Below are 16165 nucleotides of genomic sequence, written 5' to 3'. Positions count from 1 at the left end.
TGTGGCAACATGGCTGCGATTATTTCAATCTGAACGTTTAAAGTTGGGCAAATCCCATATTGGACTGCTTACCCTGATCAGTCCTCTGCTGGCCATGCTCGTCGGCCTATTCATTTCTGAGCAGCAGCCGCCCGAAATCCAGTGGCTCTATTTATGGTCGACGATGTCAATCGCGCACGCGATGTTGTTCTTACCGCTGTTGGCTGGCGTGTTCTCTGCATTTATATGCCGGTACGAGCACGCGGGAGGCGGTTGGAAACAAATGCTTTCCTTGCCTGTGTCCCGCTCCAGCCTATACATGGCTAAATTCGCCCATGTTACACTGCTGCTGGGACTAACACAAGTACTGTTCCTGCTAGGTGCAATTGCTGTCGGCTTATTAAAAGGATATACAGCACCTATCCCTTGGACTGAACTTCTGAGAGCCTTCTCCAATGGCTGGCTGGCTACATTGCCTGTTGCCGCGCTTCAGCTGTTCGTGTCCGTATCATGGTCAAGCTTCGCGGCTCCGCTTGCTATTAACGTGATGCTGACACTGCCGAATATGCTCATCGTCAATTCGGAAAAGTACGGCCCATGGTATCCTTGGGCACAGCCTGCACTCGCGATGAACGGCGTGGAGAAATACGGGGCATTCAATGTCTCGCTCGGCACTCTTTTGTTCGTCATTGTCGGTGGATTCCTGCTCTTTCTACTTAGTGGTCTTATTTATTTCAACCGCAAAGACATGTAGCTTTATTAAGACATCCTGCTTCTTGTAAAGACGTAGAAAAAAGAGGCAGATAGACATCATTGTCTAGTCTGCCTCTTTCCATATAGGATACGATCCTGTTCATTTTGAATTTATGACATTGGCGGCTGTTGAGATGGAGGCTGCTGCGAGGATTGCTGAGAAGCTGATTGTTCATCACCTGCAGCAGATTGCACTTCCTCTTCTTCCTGCTCCTTGTTGCGCTTCTTGCCTGTTAAGAGCTTCCACAAGCCAGCAATGACAGCCACGATAACGATCCAGAACTTTTTGAACAAGCCGAGCGCCAATGCGATTAATCCAACTTTTTTGGCAACAGCAACACCCGCTCCGCCAAGGATAAGTCCAGCCAAGCCGTACTCCGCCACCTTATCCGTCGATTCATTGAAATCCTCATAGCGCTTGCCTTCTTTGATTTTCAGTGTAGACAAGACCAAATCATTCATTTCCTTGCGCGATGCTTCTACCTTTTTGGGATCACAAACCAAGATCGCTGACACATAACCCTCTCGCGTCAATATACGCTCGTTATAATTGACCATTGAGGCATTGTCTTTGTCATGCAGTAATAGCGACCATACAACTCTACGTGCCGTTTCATCATATTTAGGTGCTACGTCCCAACCATCCACGAATAGATGATTTTCAGGGGTCATTTCTTTATTTGCTTCTTCTTGTCCGTCTTTGTAACTTTGCAGCAGTTCATCTGCATCGATCTCATTTTTATCGCTATCTTTGATATGTCCGGAATCGGTGTACTCAAAATACAAAAACCAGCGCCCGTCTTCTGGTATAACCGTACCGATTTCGGAGCCGGAAGGTTTGCCGCCATTTCTCGTAATCATGGCTTTCGTTTCCGTGCCATTTATGTATTCCATTCCTTTTTTCAAAGTCACGGTCGCAATGCCTTGATCAAGCTCTACCGCCTGTCCCGCCCCGACAGTGTAGTTCGCAGTACCCTCAGCATGTGCAGGCATCGATCCTGTCATAAGAAGTGCAGCACACCCCATTATGACGGCTGTTTTTTTGAACCATTTCATCACAATCTTTTACCTCCTAGAATATCTCTCTATTTTTCTCTCGACAAACTATACCGGAAGAAGGAATGTATGAAAATAAGTACATATGCCCACATTTTGATTATACAAAGTGACAAACCGTAATTTTCTTGAGACTTTTGGTATGTTTTTCATTTCCAGATCCTACCCCATCCTATTTTATTTTTGCTGATAGGACTAGACGAGAAGAGATAAAAAAAGCAATCTTAGGTCTAATACCTAAGATTGCTACTAAAGTCCTATTCAACAATAACCATCATGGATTGGTTCACCGTAAACAGCAACGGTTTTTCATCATCTGTCTGCTGATACAAGAAAATGCCGTACACTTCATCTGTTAACCCCTCGTCGGTTGTCTCGAAACCATGTTCCGTATGTTGGGACATTCCGAGTGAACGGCTGCGAACAACTGCCTCAAGCGGGATCATCTCTACAACAGCGTGCTTATGCAGCTCCTTCTCCGAAAGACCTAGAGCTGCGAATTGCTCAGACACAAGCTCAGCCTGTACTGCCGCCCATTGCAGAACGCGCGAAGCCTCCTCTTTCTGAAGCTGTCTGTGCCACCATACTTTGCGCGGCTTATACTTATGGTTCATGAAGTAGTCGAGCTTCATTAACCCCAATGCCACATGCGGCTTTTTGAGTCCGTACGCGGTTAAAAAGGCATGCAGTCTTACAAACAAATCCTCTAATTGATGTCCAATCTTCTGCCAGCCATTTGCTTCCCAGAAGTCGCCGAATGCTTGGAAGAAATCAAACGGTGAGTCGAATTCGATATGCATCAAATACTCCATCGTCCGATCCATGCGATGCGAATTCCAATACTTTTCCAGTACGTCTTCCAGACGCTTCAATCGCACGACATCACGGAACGGAAGCACATCATTCGACAGCATTTCGTATGGTGCATGATCCATGAAGACATAGCCGTACTTCTCAGCATCCAGACGAAGCCCCGTACCACGCAGCATCTTCAAGAATCCGAGCTGTAATTCCTCCGGACGCAGTGCAAATACATCGTTGAATGTTTTGCGGAATGTATCGTAATCCTCAAGCGGCAGCCCTGCAATCAGATCCAAGTGCTGATCAATCTTGCCGCTGTCCTTCACCTTCATTACGGTTCGGGTCAGCTTCGTGAAGTTCTGGCGCCGCTTCACAAGCTCATTCGTTGGATCGTTCGTCGATTGGACGCCGATCTCAAAGCGAAATACGCCGGGTGGTGCATGCTCAGCCAAGTAATCAAGCACCTCTGGGCGCATAATGTCCGCCGTGATCTCAAATTGAAATACACAGCCGCGATGGTTCTCAATGAGGAACTGGAACATCTCCATTGCGTAATCACGCTTGATGTTGAACGTCCGATCGACGAACTTAATGAGCTTCGCCCCATTGTCGATCAAGTACAAGATGTCCGCCTTCGTGCGTTCAATATCGAAATAGCGAACGCCAACCTCGATACTGGATAAGCAGAATTGGCAGCTGAACGGACAGCCGCGGCTTGTCTCGAAATAGACAACACGCTTGCCGAGGCTCGGAATATCCTCCGCAAAGCGGTGGGGGGATGGAATTTCATTCAAGTCCAGCTTCGGGCGGGGCGGATTGATAACGACCTCGCCCTGCTTGTTCCGATACGCCACCCCGAATACGAAATGATACTTCCCTTCGCCTTCGATCTCCCGCAGCAAATGAAGCAGCGTCTCTTCTCCCTCACCCATAACGATGAAGTCAACATCCGACAGCCGCTCCATCCATTCCTTCGTGTCATAGGACACCTCGGGGCCGCCAAGTACGATACGGATCTCCGGCCGCACCTTGCGCAGCATGTTGACGACCTTAATCGTTTCCTCAATGTTCCATATATAACAGGAGAATCCGATCACATCCGGCTCTCGCTGGTACAGATCCGAGACGATATTCATCACTGGATCTTTAATTGTATATTCGGCAATGTCGACATCGAACTCACCTTCGCAATGCGCCTTCAAGCAGCGTATTGCCAACGAGGTATGAATATATTTAGCATTTAATGTTGCAAGTACGACTTTCATCTAAACCTTCCTCTCATCAGACACTACCTTAAAGTGACCGAACTGCTCGATCAGCCTCTACCATTATAACCAAAGTAAAGGCAGATCTCGACATGCATCCAAGAAACCACCTTGAACAGAAAAGCAAGCTGCAAGCAGCTTGCTTTATTCTGTGTCAATGCAATCGAAAACGGATTATCGAATCATGCCGCCACTATAGTGCAGCTCGTAAACGCTATGATCTCTTTTGACCAAAGTAAATATCCCGATATACGTAGTCTCCACTGCGGTATTCCAACTGCACGGAGCCAGGTAATATTGGTTGGACAGATGTGTTATTGTCCGCTGCAGCATACGTGCGTTGCTTCGCATCTACTAAAAAGTGCGCAAGCTCTTGATCATTACTCAACATCGTGTACCTCTTCCTCGTAATCAATCACACTATGCAATTGGTGTGCCGTTCGGAATGATCTCATCTGTATTTAGTAGAACAACATCGCCTTCCTCAGGCACTCCACCCAATACGAGCACTTCAGAATCGAAGCCGGCGATACGGCGCGGCGGGAAATTCACAATAGCAACAACCTGTCTTCCTACCAGCTTGTCCGGCGTATACCGAGCTGTGATCTGTGCACTTGATCGCTTCGTGCCGAGCGGCCCGAAATCGATTGACAGCTTAATCGCGGGCTTGCGCGCTTTCTCGAACGGCTCTGCCTCCACGATCGTTCCAACACGTATATCGAGTTTCATAAAGTCCTGAATGCTTGCTTCATCCTTGATTTGATCCAGATTAAACTCATGCATCATGATTCAACCCCTTATTCACGCAATTCATCATGTCAATGGTAGTACCCGTTCTTCAAGCTTCCTATCTATCGTCGTGTCTCATATCTATCCTCGGATGTCCATATACGCCACTTCTGCCCAAATATTTCCGTTTCATCATTTCATTTGTTATTCGCGGTTGAACATTCGACCTTATCTGCAATCCCTAACCCTATTCCATATCGTAGCGACCCGCTTCTTCTTCCCGCTGCTGGAAAAATTCAAGGAACGGTATGCCGAACTGCTTCAGCTTCGCTTCCCCTACCCCTTTAATACGGAGCATGCCCGCTTCGGTCGTCGGCTGCAACTCCGCCAATTCCCGCAGCGTGCTGTCATTAAACACAATGTAAGGCGGTACTCCAGCTTGGCTTGCCAATTCGCGCCGAATGAGACGCAGCTGCTCAAATATCGTCTCATCAATGGCAGTGCCCGCCTTCGGTTTCAACGACTTCGCTACCCGCTGTTCAACAGTCCGCTTGCCCTTCAATACATCCGCTGCCAGCGGCAGCAGCCGCACAACCGGATACTGCCCTTCGCTAAGCTGCAAGTACCCCTCGGCTATAAGAACATAGATGAGATCCGAAATTTCCTTTTCCGCCAAATGCCGCATTTCGCCATGCGTAGACAGCTTCTCGAATCCATACTGCATGACCTTCTTGTTGCGCGATCCCTTCAGTACGGAAGCAACCATAGATACGCCGAACCGCTCACGCATTCGATAAATGCAGGAGAAGATTTTCTGCGCTTCAATCGTGATATCGATCGATTCACGCTCGTCCTTGCAGTTGCCGCATACGCCGCATGGTTGCTCTCCATCTTCTCCAAAATAGCGAACCATATAATTTTGCAGACAGCCGGTCGTATAGCAATAATCGATCATGACTTGCAGCTTCTTATATTCATGCGCCTTCCGTTCTGGAGCCGCCTCGCTTTGTTCGATGAAGAACTTCTGCGTCAGTATATCCTGCGGATGGAACAGCAGCACGCATTCGCTCGGCTCTCCATCGCGTCCCGCGCGTCCTGCCTCCTGCACATAGGCTTCCATATGCTTGGGCATGTTGTAATGCAGCACGTACCGTACGTTGGATTTGTCGATACCCATACCGAACGCGTTCGTCGCTGCAATGATACGCACATCATCATAGAGGAAGGCTTCCTGCATTTTCGCCCGCTCCTCATCTTCGAGTCCAGCATGATAGCGGCCAGCAGCTATTCCTGCACGTCTCAGCATGTCATAGATGTCCTCGACTTCCTTCCGCGTCGACGCATAAATAATGCCTGACTCGCTCGATCGCTGCCGGACATAATCAAGCGTGAACGCCTTCCGCTCCTCGCCGCGCAGCACCGTAAACGACAAGTTATCCCGCTTGAATCCCGTAACGACAAGCTCGGGTTCCAGCAGTTCCAAGGAATGAATAAGATCCTCCGTTACTTCCGGCGTCGCGGTTGCGGTAAATGCCGCCACAATCGGACGCTCGCGGCCACTCTGCACAAGTTCCTGAATGAAAGGTGCTATTGTCCGATAGCTTGGACGAAAATCATGTCCCCATTGTGAGACGCAGTGGGCTTCGTCTACCGCAACCATCGATATCGGAATCGATTTCGCGCGTTCCCGGAACCATTCTGTCTCTAACCGCTCCGGCGCTACATAGAGCAGCTTAATGCGTCCTTCCTGCGCCTGCCACATAAGACGGCCCGCTTCCCCTATCTCAAGCGTGCTGTTGATGAATCCAGCCTTGACCCCCAAGCTGTGCAGCGCATCCACCTGATCCTTCATTAATGAAATTAGCGGCGAGATCACCAGCGTTACCCCAGGCAGCAGCATCGCTGGAATCTGATAACAAATTGACTTTCCCCCGCCGGTAGGCATAATCCCCACTGTGTCCTTGCCTTCGGCAAGATGTTCAATAATTTTCCGTTGTCCATCGCGGAAGCCATCGTAGCCATATACTCGCTGTAATGCGCTTCGCGCTTGGTCCATTGTAAACATGTACGTAGACTCCTTTTCCCCGTTCCCTTGCGGCAACCCGTTGTTCCTGTCCTTCATTATAACATGAGCTTTTCCTATGAGGTAATAGCTTCCACTTCACGGTTACCTGCCCATATGTACGCCGTTTCGCCTATTCTGAATAGAATCTGCCCGAACTTTCTGCTATAGTGATAGCATTCCATAGAACATGTCCTACAGCGCGCCATCAGCGCCATCTATGAAGCGCACTGTTCTGTATAGAGTTGTCACTCAATCAAGGAGGTCTTACGAATGCGTAAGCGAGAGAACCATAAACCGAGAAAAGGCCCGCAGAAGAATCAACCGGCGAAAGCTTACCAATCCGCCAAACCAGTCAAACCAACTAAGCCAACTAAACCGACCCATCATACACCGCCGAAGGCTCGCGAATATACGGTTCAGGAACCGGCCGAATTGCTCAGCTTCTTATTAAATACGGTGGAAAATATGGGGCGAAACTCCATCAAATCCGTACTTGCCCGCGGTCAAATTTCTGTCAACGGACAAGCCGTAACAGCCTATAATCATCCGCTCCAGCCTGGACAAATTGTAAGCTTGTCGAAGGAGAAAATCGTTGAAGCTCCTCCATTTGTAGGTTTGTCGCTCCTGCATGAGGACGACGATATCATCGTCATTCATAAAGAGGCCGGATTGTTGTCTATTGCCTCCGAGCATGAGAAGGAATTGACTGCCTACCACCAGTTGACGACGCATGTCCGCTTGCAGCATCCGAGCAACCGGATATTTGTCGTACATCGTCTCGATCGGGATACGTCCGGCGTCATGATGTTCGCTAAGAAGGAAGACATCAAGCAGCAACTGCAAAATAATTGGAAAGAAATCATACAGGAACGATCCTATGTTGCGCTAGTTGAAGGCAAGGTTCGCCAACCGGAAGGTACAATTTCCTCCTGGCTGAAGGAAATGAAAACATTAAAAATGTATTCCAGTCCGTATCAGAACGATGGCCAGCATGCGGTTACGCACTATAAAACACTGGAAGCGAACAGCGCTTACTCCCTGCTGGAGGTTCATCTCGAAACAGGGCGGAAAAATCAGATTCGCGTTCACATGGAGGATCTCGGTCATCCGATCGTAGGTGACAAGAAGTACGGCGCCAAATCAAGAGGATTGGGACGACTAGGTCTGCATGCGCGCATCCTGGCATTCACTCATCCAACTTCAGGCAAGCCAATGCGATTCGATACAGGCATTCCGAAGCCATTTACCCGCTTATTGCAGCAAGACGGAGTACCCGCGCCAAGAAGAGAGCGCCGCTAATCTCCTCGAATCAGAATACGATATGATATCGCAAACGAACAACACAAATAGCCGTTCTCCTTACAATTAAGGGAGCGGCTATTTTCTTTCCTTTGTTGGGCCTCTTCTCTTCTGTTGACCTGATTTACAATCGCTTGCTCATCTTGTAATTCACCAAGTCAACCCCTCTGCGCTGCACCGTCTGAGCTTGAAGGATGCAGAACCCGTGCCGCTCGAAGAAGGGAACGGCCGTAATACTTGCATCTGTTCTCATTTCGGACAGCCCCAGCCTCCTCGCTTCCTGCTCCAGCTTGGACAACAATGCCGTTGCAACACCTTGCTTCTGAACATCCTTATGAACATAGAGCCGATCCAAATACCCGCCAGCATCCATATCGCTAAATCCGACCAATTCGCCGTCCCGAATCGCTACATACGTCATGTGCTGGCTTAACGAAGCTGTCCAGTGAACCAGCTTCTCTTCCTGTTCATCGGCCGGCGCCCAGGCTTGTAATTGTGCGGCAGTATAATCTTGTGCGTTAACGGTGTGTACCGTATCGAAGAATAAGGCGACAATCTGCGCGATATCTTCTAATTCAAATGATCGTATATGCATGATATTCCATCCTCCTTCCGTTTCTACCTTACCAAAAATAAACGCACCCATTCATTCATCTATTCTATTATAAAATCATTTTTTATTTTCTCGTGAACCTCCTCACCATTTCGAGCCATCTAATGGGTACATCAACCAAAACCAATCGATTCAGGAGGATTCAATATGAAATCTTATAAACTCATGCTCGCTGCTATCACTGCAAGCTTGCTCATCACAAGCCTGCCAGCTAACTTCACGCTTCATACCGCATATGCGGCGGAACAGCCGACAAACGAAGCTGCAAAAAAAGCTGCAATCGAAGCATCGGCATTGGACAAGCTTGATCCCGCAATGCTCGAAAAAGCAAAGAAGGCTCTGCAGGAGCTAGCTCCTAAAAGAACGATGGAACTAGCTGCTTTGCACAACGGTACCGAGGCTGGCTATGAATATCTTGGAGAGGATCGGCTGTTAATCGAAGACAAAGACAATCAGGCGCGCGTCATGATCGGCAAGGCAAAGGGCGATATTTTAGCATGCGAAATCAACTTCACATGGCAAGAGCTCGATACTTCGCTTCAGTCCGTTATCCAAAAAGCAATGAAAAGTTTGGATGCACAACAGAAATTCAAGATTACGCAAATTACTCGTGTTAAAACCGATACAGACATGAACCATTGGACATTCAACGGCAGCAATATTTCAGGCGTGATTGATGCAGTCACAGGCAAAGCAACGTACGTGTCAACGGATTATGACTTGGCGAAAATCGATTCAAAGTGGAGCGCGCTAGCCAAGAAAACAATTCAATCCCTGTCAGCAGACAAAAGCAAGCAACTCCGCAATTTCGTCCAAGTGTACATAAACATGGAAGCAGAAAACCAAAAAACAGCCTCTTTCTCCGATGAAAGCGGCCGCTATCTTATCAAAATCAATGCTGCTACAGGCAAGCTGATGTCCTTTGCCAACTCTGAGGAAATTACCCGTTATGCATCGGAAGAAGCACGCAAGAAGGCATTCGCCAAGCCTTTTTATACGAGTGACAAAGCCATTGCAGCGGCTGCTCCAACGGTCAAGCAATATTTCGACCTAGACTTGAAAGGCTATCAGGTTCAAGTCAAGCAAGAACAGTATACATTCACAAAACAAGGAAAACCAAGCGTCTATGGTAAGATCAATGAGAAAGGAAAGTTCTGGAGCATGTCCCTTACTGCTCCAACAGCATCCTGAACAAATGAATCAAGCATATAGGGATTGCGTCTCGGCCTCTATCGCACACCATGATACGGGTCTTGGCGCCCACTACAAATAAAGGAGATCACCACTGTGCAGCAGCCAGAACAACTCGCAGCACGAGCTTGCAAGGGGGACAAGGAAGCATTTGGCACACTCATTCGCGCCTATGAAGCCCCCCTATACAGAGTGGCCAAGTCAATTGTACATTCCGATGAAGATTGTGCAGATGCCATACAAGAAGCCGTGCTTAAAGCATATCGATCCATCCATTCGCTGCGCGAGCCGAAATATTTTAAAACCTGGCTCGTTCGCATCCTTGTGAATGAATGCCGAACATTGCTGCGAAAGAAAAAACAAACCGTACCCTTCGTTGAACTTCAGCACTCGAAAGCCGAAGCTAGCGAGTACGAGCATATCGAAACACTGGAAGTCGTCAACGCGTTGGAAGAAGACCTGCGAATCGTTGTAACACTGTTCTATATTGAGGATTTACCGCTCAAGGAGGTAGCCGATATGCTGGATCAGCCTGTTGGTACTGTGAAATCTCGCCTGTTCCGGGCCAGAAACAAGCTCGCGGACATGCTTCATATCTCACGTGAGAATGGAAAGGAGCTAATGATTTAATGGATTCGAATATCGACGAACAAATCCGTACACACCTAACCGACAATCTCAGCTCCGAAATCCCAGAGCTCGTAAAATCACGTTTGGAGCAAACGCTGCAATTGCTTGAGACAGAATCCATGCCGATGCAGCATCGGACTCATTCCCGCCATCGGAAAGCTTGGTTCGTTGCGGCCGCAGCCGTGCTCGCAATCGGGGGAACATTAGCTTCCGGATTCATTTCACCCGCTATGGCTGAAACGCTTAGAAAGGTGCCGTTCATCGGTCAAATCTTTGAGGCACTCGGCGATAACGCCTTGCAGGATGCGAATCGGAAAGGATTGTCTCTTCCCGTTAATCTGAGCGCAACGGATCAAGGCATTACGCTGACCATTACCGAGGTGTTGTATGACGGCGTGGAAATTAAGCTTGGCATACAGGAAAGCTCGATGAGCAAGCTTCCTATTATTTTGGATCGGTCGAACAGATATGAAATTGTGAAAAACAGAACTCAGGAGGATCCAGCACATGCCCTGGATATTTGGTCCCATGCTTGGTCAAATGTGCGCTCGGAAACCTCCACGCAAAACATCGGAATATTATCGTTTGAGTCGATGCACGGCACGGAACCGGATCGAGACGCCAAAATATCGAAAGAATTCCAACTGCCGATCACGATTAAGAAAGTCGGAGATGTGGAAGGAAACTGGAAATTCGAAATTCCCGTCAAATGGAATGCGTCCCTGACGAAAAAAATTCCTATTAGTAAGACCAATAAGGCGCCTGACGGCATTGGCTCCATCACGCTTCAGTCCGTCGTTACTTCGCCGCTAGGAACCGAGATTCGATTCAAGACCGCAGAAGCCTACCCTTCGACTTCTTCTAGCTGGAGCGGATTCAACAGCGACTATATGGTTGTGGATGAGAACGGATATATTATTTCATCTGCAGGCGGTTCAGGCGGGCCAGGCAATCAAATGCAAACGAATATTGCAGAGATGATACATACGAAAAAGTATGATCCAATACCCGAGCACTCCAAGACGCTCATATTCAAGCCCTATAAATCGGGAAGACGCTATGGCGATGCAGCGATCACGCTGAATCCAAGTGCGCTTCCACTGACGCTGCAGCAGGGAGAGGTTGGCTCCGTTACGGTGAACAGCATGGCATTCGAAGAGGACAGAGTCATTATTCAATATGATGTGAACGGCAACGACCCTGTAGGCCAGAAACTTGCCATGGAGTTCATCCAAGACGGAAAACGAGTATTTAGCGACAATTCCAAGCTGCTGCGTGTGAACAACGGCGTATATTCGTACGTTGGCGAATATCCGTTCCAAAAAGACATGCCCATTAAGCTGTATTCAAGCAAGCTGCGCAAAGCGACCTTTTATAAGGAGCTTGAATTCCAAGTCCCGTTACGGTAAAATCCGATAAAGTACAATTGAGAAGTAAGTTTCGACAACTCCTACTATTCATTTCAGTTAGAATCATTCATAATGGGGATGAGATGGAGTCAACATCTTACCGATCTATTTGCCGCACGGGGGTGATACGATGACTGAGCACATGGAGAACCAGGGTAATGCTGAAGCAACGGAGAGCAAGAAAGTAAGCTTGGCGGATGCCGCGAAGCGCATGCTGCAGCAGAAGAAGCAGGCCCAAGGGAAATCGCAAGGCGTGCACAAGCATCAGGAATCTGGCCAACCAACAATGAAGAGCCAGAATACGAAGAAGATTAACAATCAACGCAAGCGTATGGGTGTGTAAGCCTGTAGAGGGGTGGGATCTCAGAATTCATGTTCTGAGGTTCAGCCCCTTTTTCATGTTACAGCCTACAGACTATTGCACCAGAAACTTTGCTGCAACCCCTCCAATAATGGTATATTGAGAACATACTGAGGAATGACTTCAGATTTATGAATTCAAGGAACAGAGGTGGCTACCCATGGTAAATTTCGAGCAACAATTAGAAAAGTATGCTGAACTTATCGTAAAGGTCGGCGTCAACGTACAGAAGGATCAAGATGTATTCGTTAATAGTTCTATCGAAGTCGCTCCACTGGCCCGCCTCGTTGCCAGCAAGGCATATGAAGCAGGCGCACGCAACGTACATATCGATTGGTCGGATGAGGCTACAACTCGCTTGAAATTCGAGAAGGCATCAGACGACATGTTCACTCAATTCCCGGAATGGGAAGCATTGAAGCGCAATACCTTCGTGGATAAGGGTGCTGCATTCATCTCTATCGTCTCCTCCAGCCCGGACTTGCTGAAGGGTGTGGATCCACAGCGGATCGGCAATAACCAAAAGGCATCTGGACAAGCACTGGAGCACTTCCGCCGCTGCGTTCAAGCGAACAAAGTAAGCTGGACAGTTGTTGCAGCTTCTTCCCGCGATTGGGCAGCCAAAGTATTCCCTGGCGTAGCTGTAGAAGAAGCAGTAGAGAAGCTGTGGGAAGCGATCTTCCAATCCATCCGTCTGAATTCCGACAACCCGGTTCAAGCTTGGACGGAACATAACGAAACATTGCATAAGAAAGTTGAAGTATTGAACAGCAAGCACTTCCACAAGCTGCACTACACAGCTCCTGGAACGGACTTGACGATCGAATTGCCTGAGAAGCATCTGTGGGTAGGCGCAGGCAGCGTCAACGAGAAGGACGTGCCGTTCATGGCGAATATGCCAACAGAAGAAGTATTCACGGTGCCTCATAAGCTGGGCGTAAACGGCTATGTGTCCAGCACGAAGCCCCTTAGCTATGGCGGCAACCTGATCGACAACTTCAAGATCACGTTCGAAAATGGCCGCATCGTGAAGGTAGAAGCTGAACAAGGCCAAGAGATCCTGCAGCAGCTCGTCGACACAGACGAAGGCTCGCACTTCTTGGGTGAAGTGGCACTTGTGCCGCATCAATCCCCAATCTCGGAATCGAACATCTTGTTCTACAACACGTTGTTCGATGAGAATGCATCCAACCACTTGGCAATTGGAAGCGGCTATGCATTCAACGTAGAAGGCGGAACGAAGATGTCTCAGGAAGAGCTGGAAGAGAGCGGCGTGAACCGCAGCATTACGCACGTGGACTTCATGATCGGCTCTGCGGACATGGACATCGACGGCATTCTTAAGGATGGCACAACAGAGCCAATCTTCCGCAAGGGCAACTGGGCAATCTAATATTGAGCAAGCAAAGCAGTAGAAGCATCCCGCTTCTACTGCTTTTTTATCGCAATAACGTATTGCTCTCCCCGTTCTACTGCCGCATAATGGGAGAATAAGACAGAAGCAAGAGCGGAAGCTCGCAAGACACCTCCTCTCTCGCTCTGAATCTATTTCAGAATCCGAGGTGTTCTTCTCCATGCGCATATGGCACGATTTCAAGCTATTTCTGCGAATAAAAGGCGCTCTGCATCTCGTCCTTACCTTGTTCCTGTACGGCATCGGCATGGGTATTCTAGCCCCCATGAACGCGATTTATTTGCGGGAATCATTAGGGCTTGGCAAGGTAGAGATTGCGTCTATTTTTGCAATATCCCTATTTCTGAACATGGTGCTTACGATTGGTGTCGGCATTGTTAGCGATTCCATGAAACGCAAGAAGACGATTCCACTGTTCGCGTCCGTCGTCTGTATGATCGGCCTCGTCATCTATATGAATGCAGACAGCTATGCGCAGGCGCTGATCGGAATGGCCCTCGCGACTGCTCCTTCTGGCATGATTATGGGGCAGCTGTTCGCAATGGCGCGGAATCATGTCACGCGGCTTGCTCCTGATATTGTAGAGATGGCGCAAATCTGGATGCGCGCCACGTACAGCGTCGGATTCTTTACCGGGCTGCTCGTCGGAGCCAACCTGTACTTGCTGGCGACCTTCCACGGCGTACTGTGGGGCAATCTTGCAGGATACGCTTCCTTGTTCCTGCTGCTCTTGTTCTATAAGGAGATTACGCTCGATTCGTCAATTGCATCTGCCAAAGCAGGCGAGCCCTTCTCCCTCATCATGCTCTTTGCCATTCTGCTCCTATCGTGCGCAGATGCCATACGCGGCTTGTATTTGCCGCTTGTGGTGAACGAGCAATTCGGCGATCCGCGATTAATGTCCTTCATATGGAGCATACAAGCCGTATTCGAGCTCCTGTTCATGACCATGGCAGGGTATTGGGCCGCCAAGTATGGAAGCAAGCCCGTTATTATGCTTGGTGGATTGTTCGCTCTCATCACCTATATTGCTTACAGCACGAGCGATTCCTTGACTGTGTTTTTCCTCATGCAGCCGCTATACTCTTTCTTCGTTTCGGTTCTATACGGCGTAGCAATGGGCTACGTACAGCGCATGTTTATACATAAAGCAGGCTTCGGCGCTAGTTTGTACGTGTTCATTTCGCAAACAGCATCCTTAATCGGCTATTTCCTGCCGCTCTTCATTGATGGTGTCACGCCGCAAATTTTCTGGATTCCGGCTGCGCTTATCGTTGCTTCCATGGGATTGATGACAAGAGCGCTATACGTGGGGAGGCAGCAACAGCTGTCTGCTTAAGCGGTAGGAAATTGAAGAAGCTCGGCATCATTGATAAATACTATTTTCCATCACTATATAAATAAAAAACGGAAATAGAGGGGCAGCTCTAGGCAGCTCCATTCTATTTCCGTTCTTCCTCTTCAAACCTGACGTGAATGTTACCTCACCCTTATCATTACCCTTCCACTGCCTCTTCGCGATTAATGAGACAGGCAGCCAGCAATCCAACGCACAGTATCATTGCCAGCAGGATAAACGTAATCAGATAACTGCCACTCTTCATAAAATAGAGCGAGATAATTGGGCCAAAGCTTGTGCCCGCAAATAAGATAAACGTATAAACAGATACGGCTATCCCACGCATTTTGCCACTCAACTGACCAACAAGAGATACAAGTGAAGGAACGGCTAACGCAATCCCCCCTACAAACAGGATGCTCAATACAACGAGCAATGGTAGATTCGAGATCATCCCCATAGTGGCCAATCCGACAATCGCCAGCAATAATCCCCCACGCAGCGTAGCACGTATGCCAATACGCTTGGAAATCCCCCCCGCGCATGGTGAAACGAGCATGCCTATTATGCCGAAGGAACGAACATAGAGGATGTCTTGTTTGCTCAATTCAAATGGAGATTGGAACAAATAGCTGCCCAGCACGGTATACATACTAACAAAAGACATCAACAGAACGAATGCCACTAGATAACAATTCACCAGTTGTTTTTGCACAATTACGTGTCCGATTTGCTTGATAGGCTCCCATATACTTGCACTGGCAGAGTGGCGAATTCCTTTTGGGAGGAAGAAGAACACGAAAGCTGCGGTCACAGCATACACAACGGCTAGTAAATAAAAAACGGCATTCCAACCATACTGCTCACTAATCGAACTGCTGATCACTTGCCCAACAATTCCTGCAATCAAAAATCCCGTACTAATAATCCCGATGGTCGTTACTCGTTTGTCTACAGGATACATTAGATCGGCTACACTTAGTTGGACAGAAAAATTAAGGGCTAGTAGAATTAACACATCATAACAAGGAGCGGATCTACTATGCCAAGAATAAGACGCACATTTACAGATGAATTCAAGAAACAGATGGTTCAGCTATACGAAAATGGGAAATCAAGAGCAGACATTGTAAGTGAGTATGAGTTGAGTGCATCTGCATTGGATCGCTGGATTAAACAAGCCCACCAAACAGGTTCCTTCTCAGAGAAGGACAACCGCTCTCCAGAAGAAAATGAACTTATTGCATTACGGAAAGAAAAC

Annotated in this window: 16 protein-coding genes; 9 read left to right on the top strand and 7 right to left on the bottom strand. The window is 48.2% G+C overall.

Translation table 11 applies throughout. The features are described from left to right. Position 1: 1 nt before the first annotated feature. Entirely contained in the window at positions 2–733 is a 732-nt protein-coding gene (locus tag BP95_RS0107320) for an ABC transporter permease (protein WP_028531797.1), read from the top strand. A 110-nt stretch (positions 734–843) separates the two neighbouring features. Here BP95_RS0107320 and BP95_RS29850 read toward each other — a convergent pair whose 3' ends face one another. From BP95_RS29850 to recQ, 5 genes are all read right to left on the bottom strand, one after another. Continuing rightward, positions 844–1788, bottom strand: coding sequence for a DUF2167 domain-containing protein (locus tag BP95_RS29850; protein ID WP_036591453.1), 945 nt, complete (start codon positions 1786–1788; stop codon positions 844–846). 257 nt (positions 1789–2045) lie between these two features. Then, positions 2046–3854: a B12-binding domain-containing radical SAM protein gene (locus BP95_RS0107310; protein WP_021254440.1), complete on the bottom strand. Its 1809-nt coding sequence runs from the start codon at positions 3852–3854 to the stop codon at positions 2046–2048. Positions 3855–4068: 214 nt separating this feature from the next. Next, positions 4069–4245 carry a hypothetical protein gene (locus tag BP95_RS32950; protein ID WP_021254439.1) on the bottom strand — a complete coding sequence of 59 codons (177 nt, stop codon included), beginning with the start codon at positions 4243–4245 and terminating at the stop codon, positions 4069–4071. A gap of 29 nt (positions 4246–4274) precedes the next feature. Continuing rightward, positions 4275–4637 carry a chaperone CsaA gene (csaA, locus tag BP95_RS0107300; protein WP_021254438.1) on the bottom strand — a complete coding sequence of 121 codons (363 nt, stop codon included), beginning with the start codon at positions 4635–4637 and terminating at the stop codon, positions 4275–4277. Positions 4638–4830: 193 nt separating this feature from the next. Continuing rightward, entirely contained in the window at positions 4831–6648 is a 1818-nt protein-coding gene (gene recQ, locus BP95_RS0107295) for a DNA helicase RecQ (RefSeq protein ID WP_028531795.1), read from the bottom strand. 270 nt (positions 6649–6918) lie between these two features. On the opposite strand from recQ, the gene BP95_RS0107290 reads away from it, so the two are divergent. Then, the gene (locus BP95_RS0107290) at positions 6919–7947 is read left to right on the top strand and encodes an RluA family pseudouridine synthase (RefSeq protein ID WP_028531794.1); all 1029 of its coding nucleotides are present in this window, start codon (positions 6919–6921) and stop codon (positions 7945–7947) included. 124 nt (positions 7948–8071) lie between these two features. Here BP95_RS0107290 and BP95_RS0107285 read toward each other — a convergent pair whose 3' ends face one another. Continuing rightward, the gene (locus tag BP95_RS0107285) at positions 8072–8542 is read right to left on the bottom strand and encodes a GNAT family N-acetyltransferase (RefSeq protein ID WP_028531793.1); all 471 of its coding nucleotides are present in this window, start codon (positions 8540–8542) and stop codon (positions 8072–8074) included. 165 nt (positions 8543–8707) lie between these two features. Here BP95_RS0107285 and BP95_RS0107280 point away from each other — a divergent pair, with 165 nt between their 5' ends. From BP95_RS0107280 to BP95_RS0107255, 6 genes are all read left to right on the top strand, one after another. After that, a complete protein-coding gene (locus BP95_RS0107280) occupies positions 8708–9751 on the top strand; it encodes a hypothetical protein (RefSeq protein WP_051614019.1) in 1044 nt (347 codons plus the stop codon). Positions 9752–9847: 96 nt separating this feature from the next. Further along, positions 9848–10381 (top strand): RNA polymerase sigma factor, encoded by a 534-nt coding sequence (locus tag BP95_RS0107275; protein WP_021254433.1) that lies wholly within the window; start codon positions 9848–9850, stop codon positions 10379–10381. Beyond that, the gene (locus BP95_RS0107270) at positions 10381–11790 is read left to right on the top strand and encodes a DUF4179 domain-containing protein (RefSeq protein ID WP_021254432.1); all 1410 of its coding nucleotides are present in this window, start codon (positions 10381–10383) and stop codon (positions 11788–11790) included. Before BP95_RS0107275 ends, BP95_RS0107270 begins: the two co-directional genes overlap by 1 nt. A gap of 130 nt (positions 11791–11920) precedes the next feature. Continuing rightward, entirely contained in the window at positions 11921–12133 is a 213-nt protein-coding gene (locus BP95_RS0107265; RefSeq protein WP_021254431.1) for a hypothetical protein, read from the top strand. A 178-nt stretch (positions 12134–12311) separates the two neighbouring features. Then, positions 12312–13544: an aminopeptidase gene (locus BP95_RS0107260; RefSeq protein ID WP_021254430.1), complete on the top strand. Its 1233-nt coding sequence runs from the start codon at positions 12312–12314 to the stop codon at positions 13542–13544. A 181-nt stretch (positions 13545–13725) separates the two neighbouring features. Continuing rightward, on the top strand, positions 13726–14904 hold the full coding sequence (locus tag BP95_RS0107255) for an MFS transporter (protein WP_021254429.1): 1179 nt from the start codon (positions 13726–13728) through the stop codon (positions 14902–14904). Between the two features lie 157 nt (positions 14905–15061). Here the strand turns inward: BP95_RS0107255 and BP95_RS29845 are convergent, their stop codons facing one another. Beyond that, positions 15062–15922, bottom strand: a complete 861-nt coding sequence (locus BP95_RS29845; protein WP_269321436.1) for an MFS transporter — start codon at positions 15920–15922, stop codon at positions 15062–15064. A gap of 24 nt (positions 15923–15946) precedes the next feature. On the opposite strand from BP95_RS29845, the gene BP95_RS0107245 reads away from it, so the two are divergent. Continuing rightward, a partial coding sequence (locus tag BP95_RS0107245; RefSeq protein ID WP_028531791.1) for a transposase occupies positions 15947–16165 on the top strand: 219 nt, incomplete at its 3' end.

Source organism: Paenibacillus sp. UNC217MF, assembly GCF_000686865.1.
GTDB lineage: Bacteria > Bacillota > Bacilli > Paenibacillales > Paenibacillaceae > Paenibacillus_B > Paenibacillus_B suaedae.
Note: the sequence above shows the minus strand (reverse complement) of the source record. Positions and strands in the feature narration are given on the sequence as shown.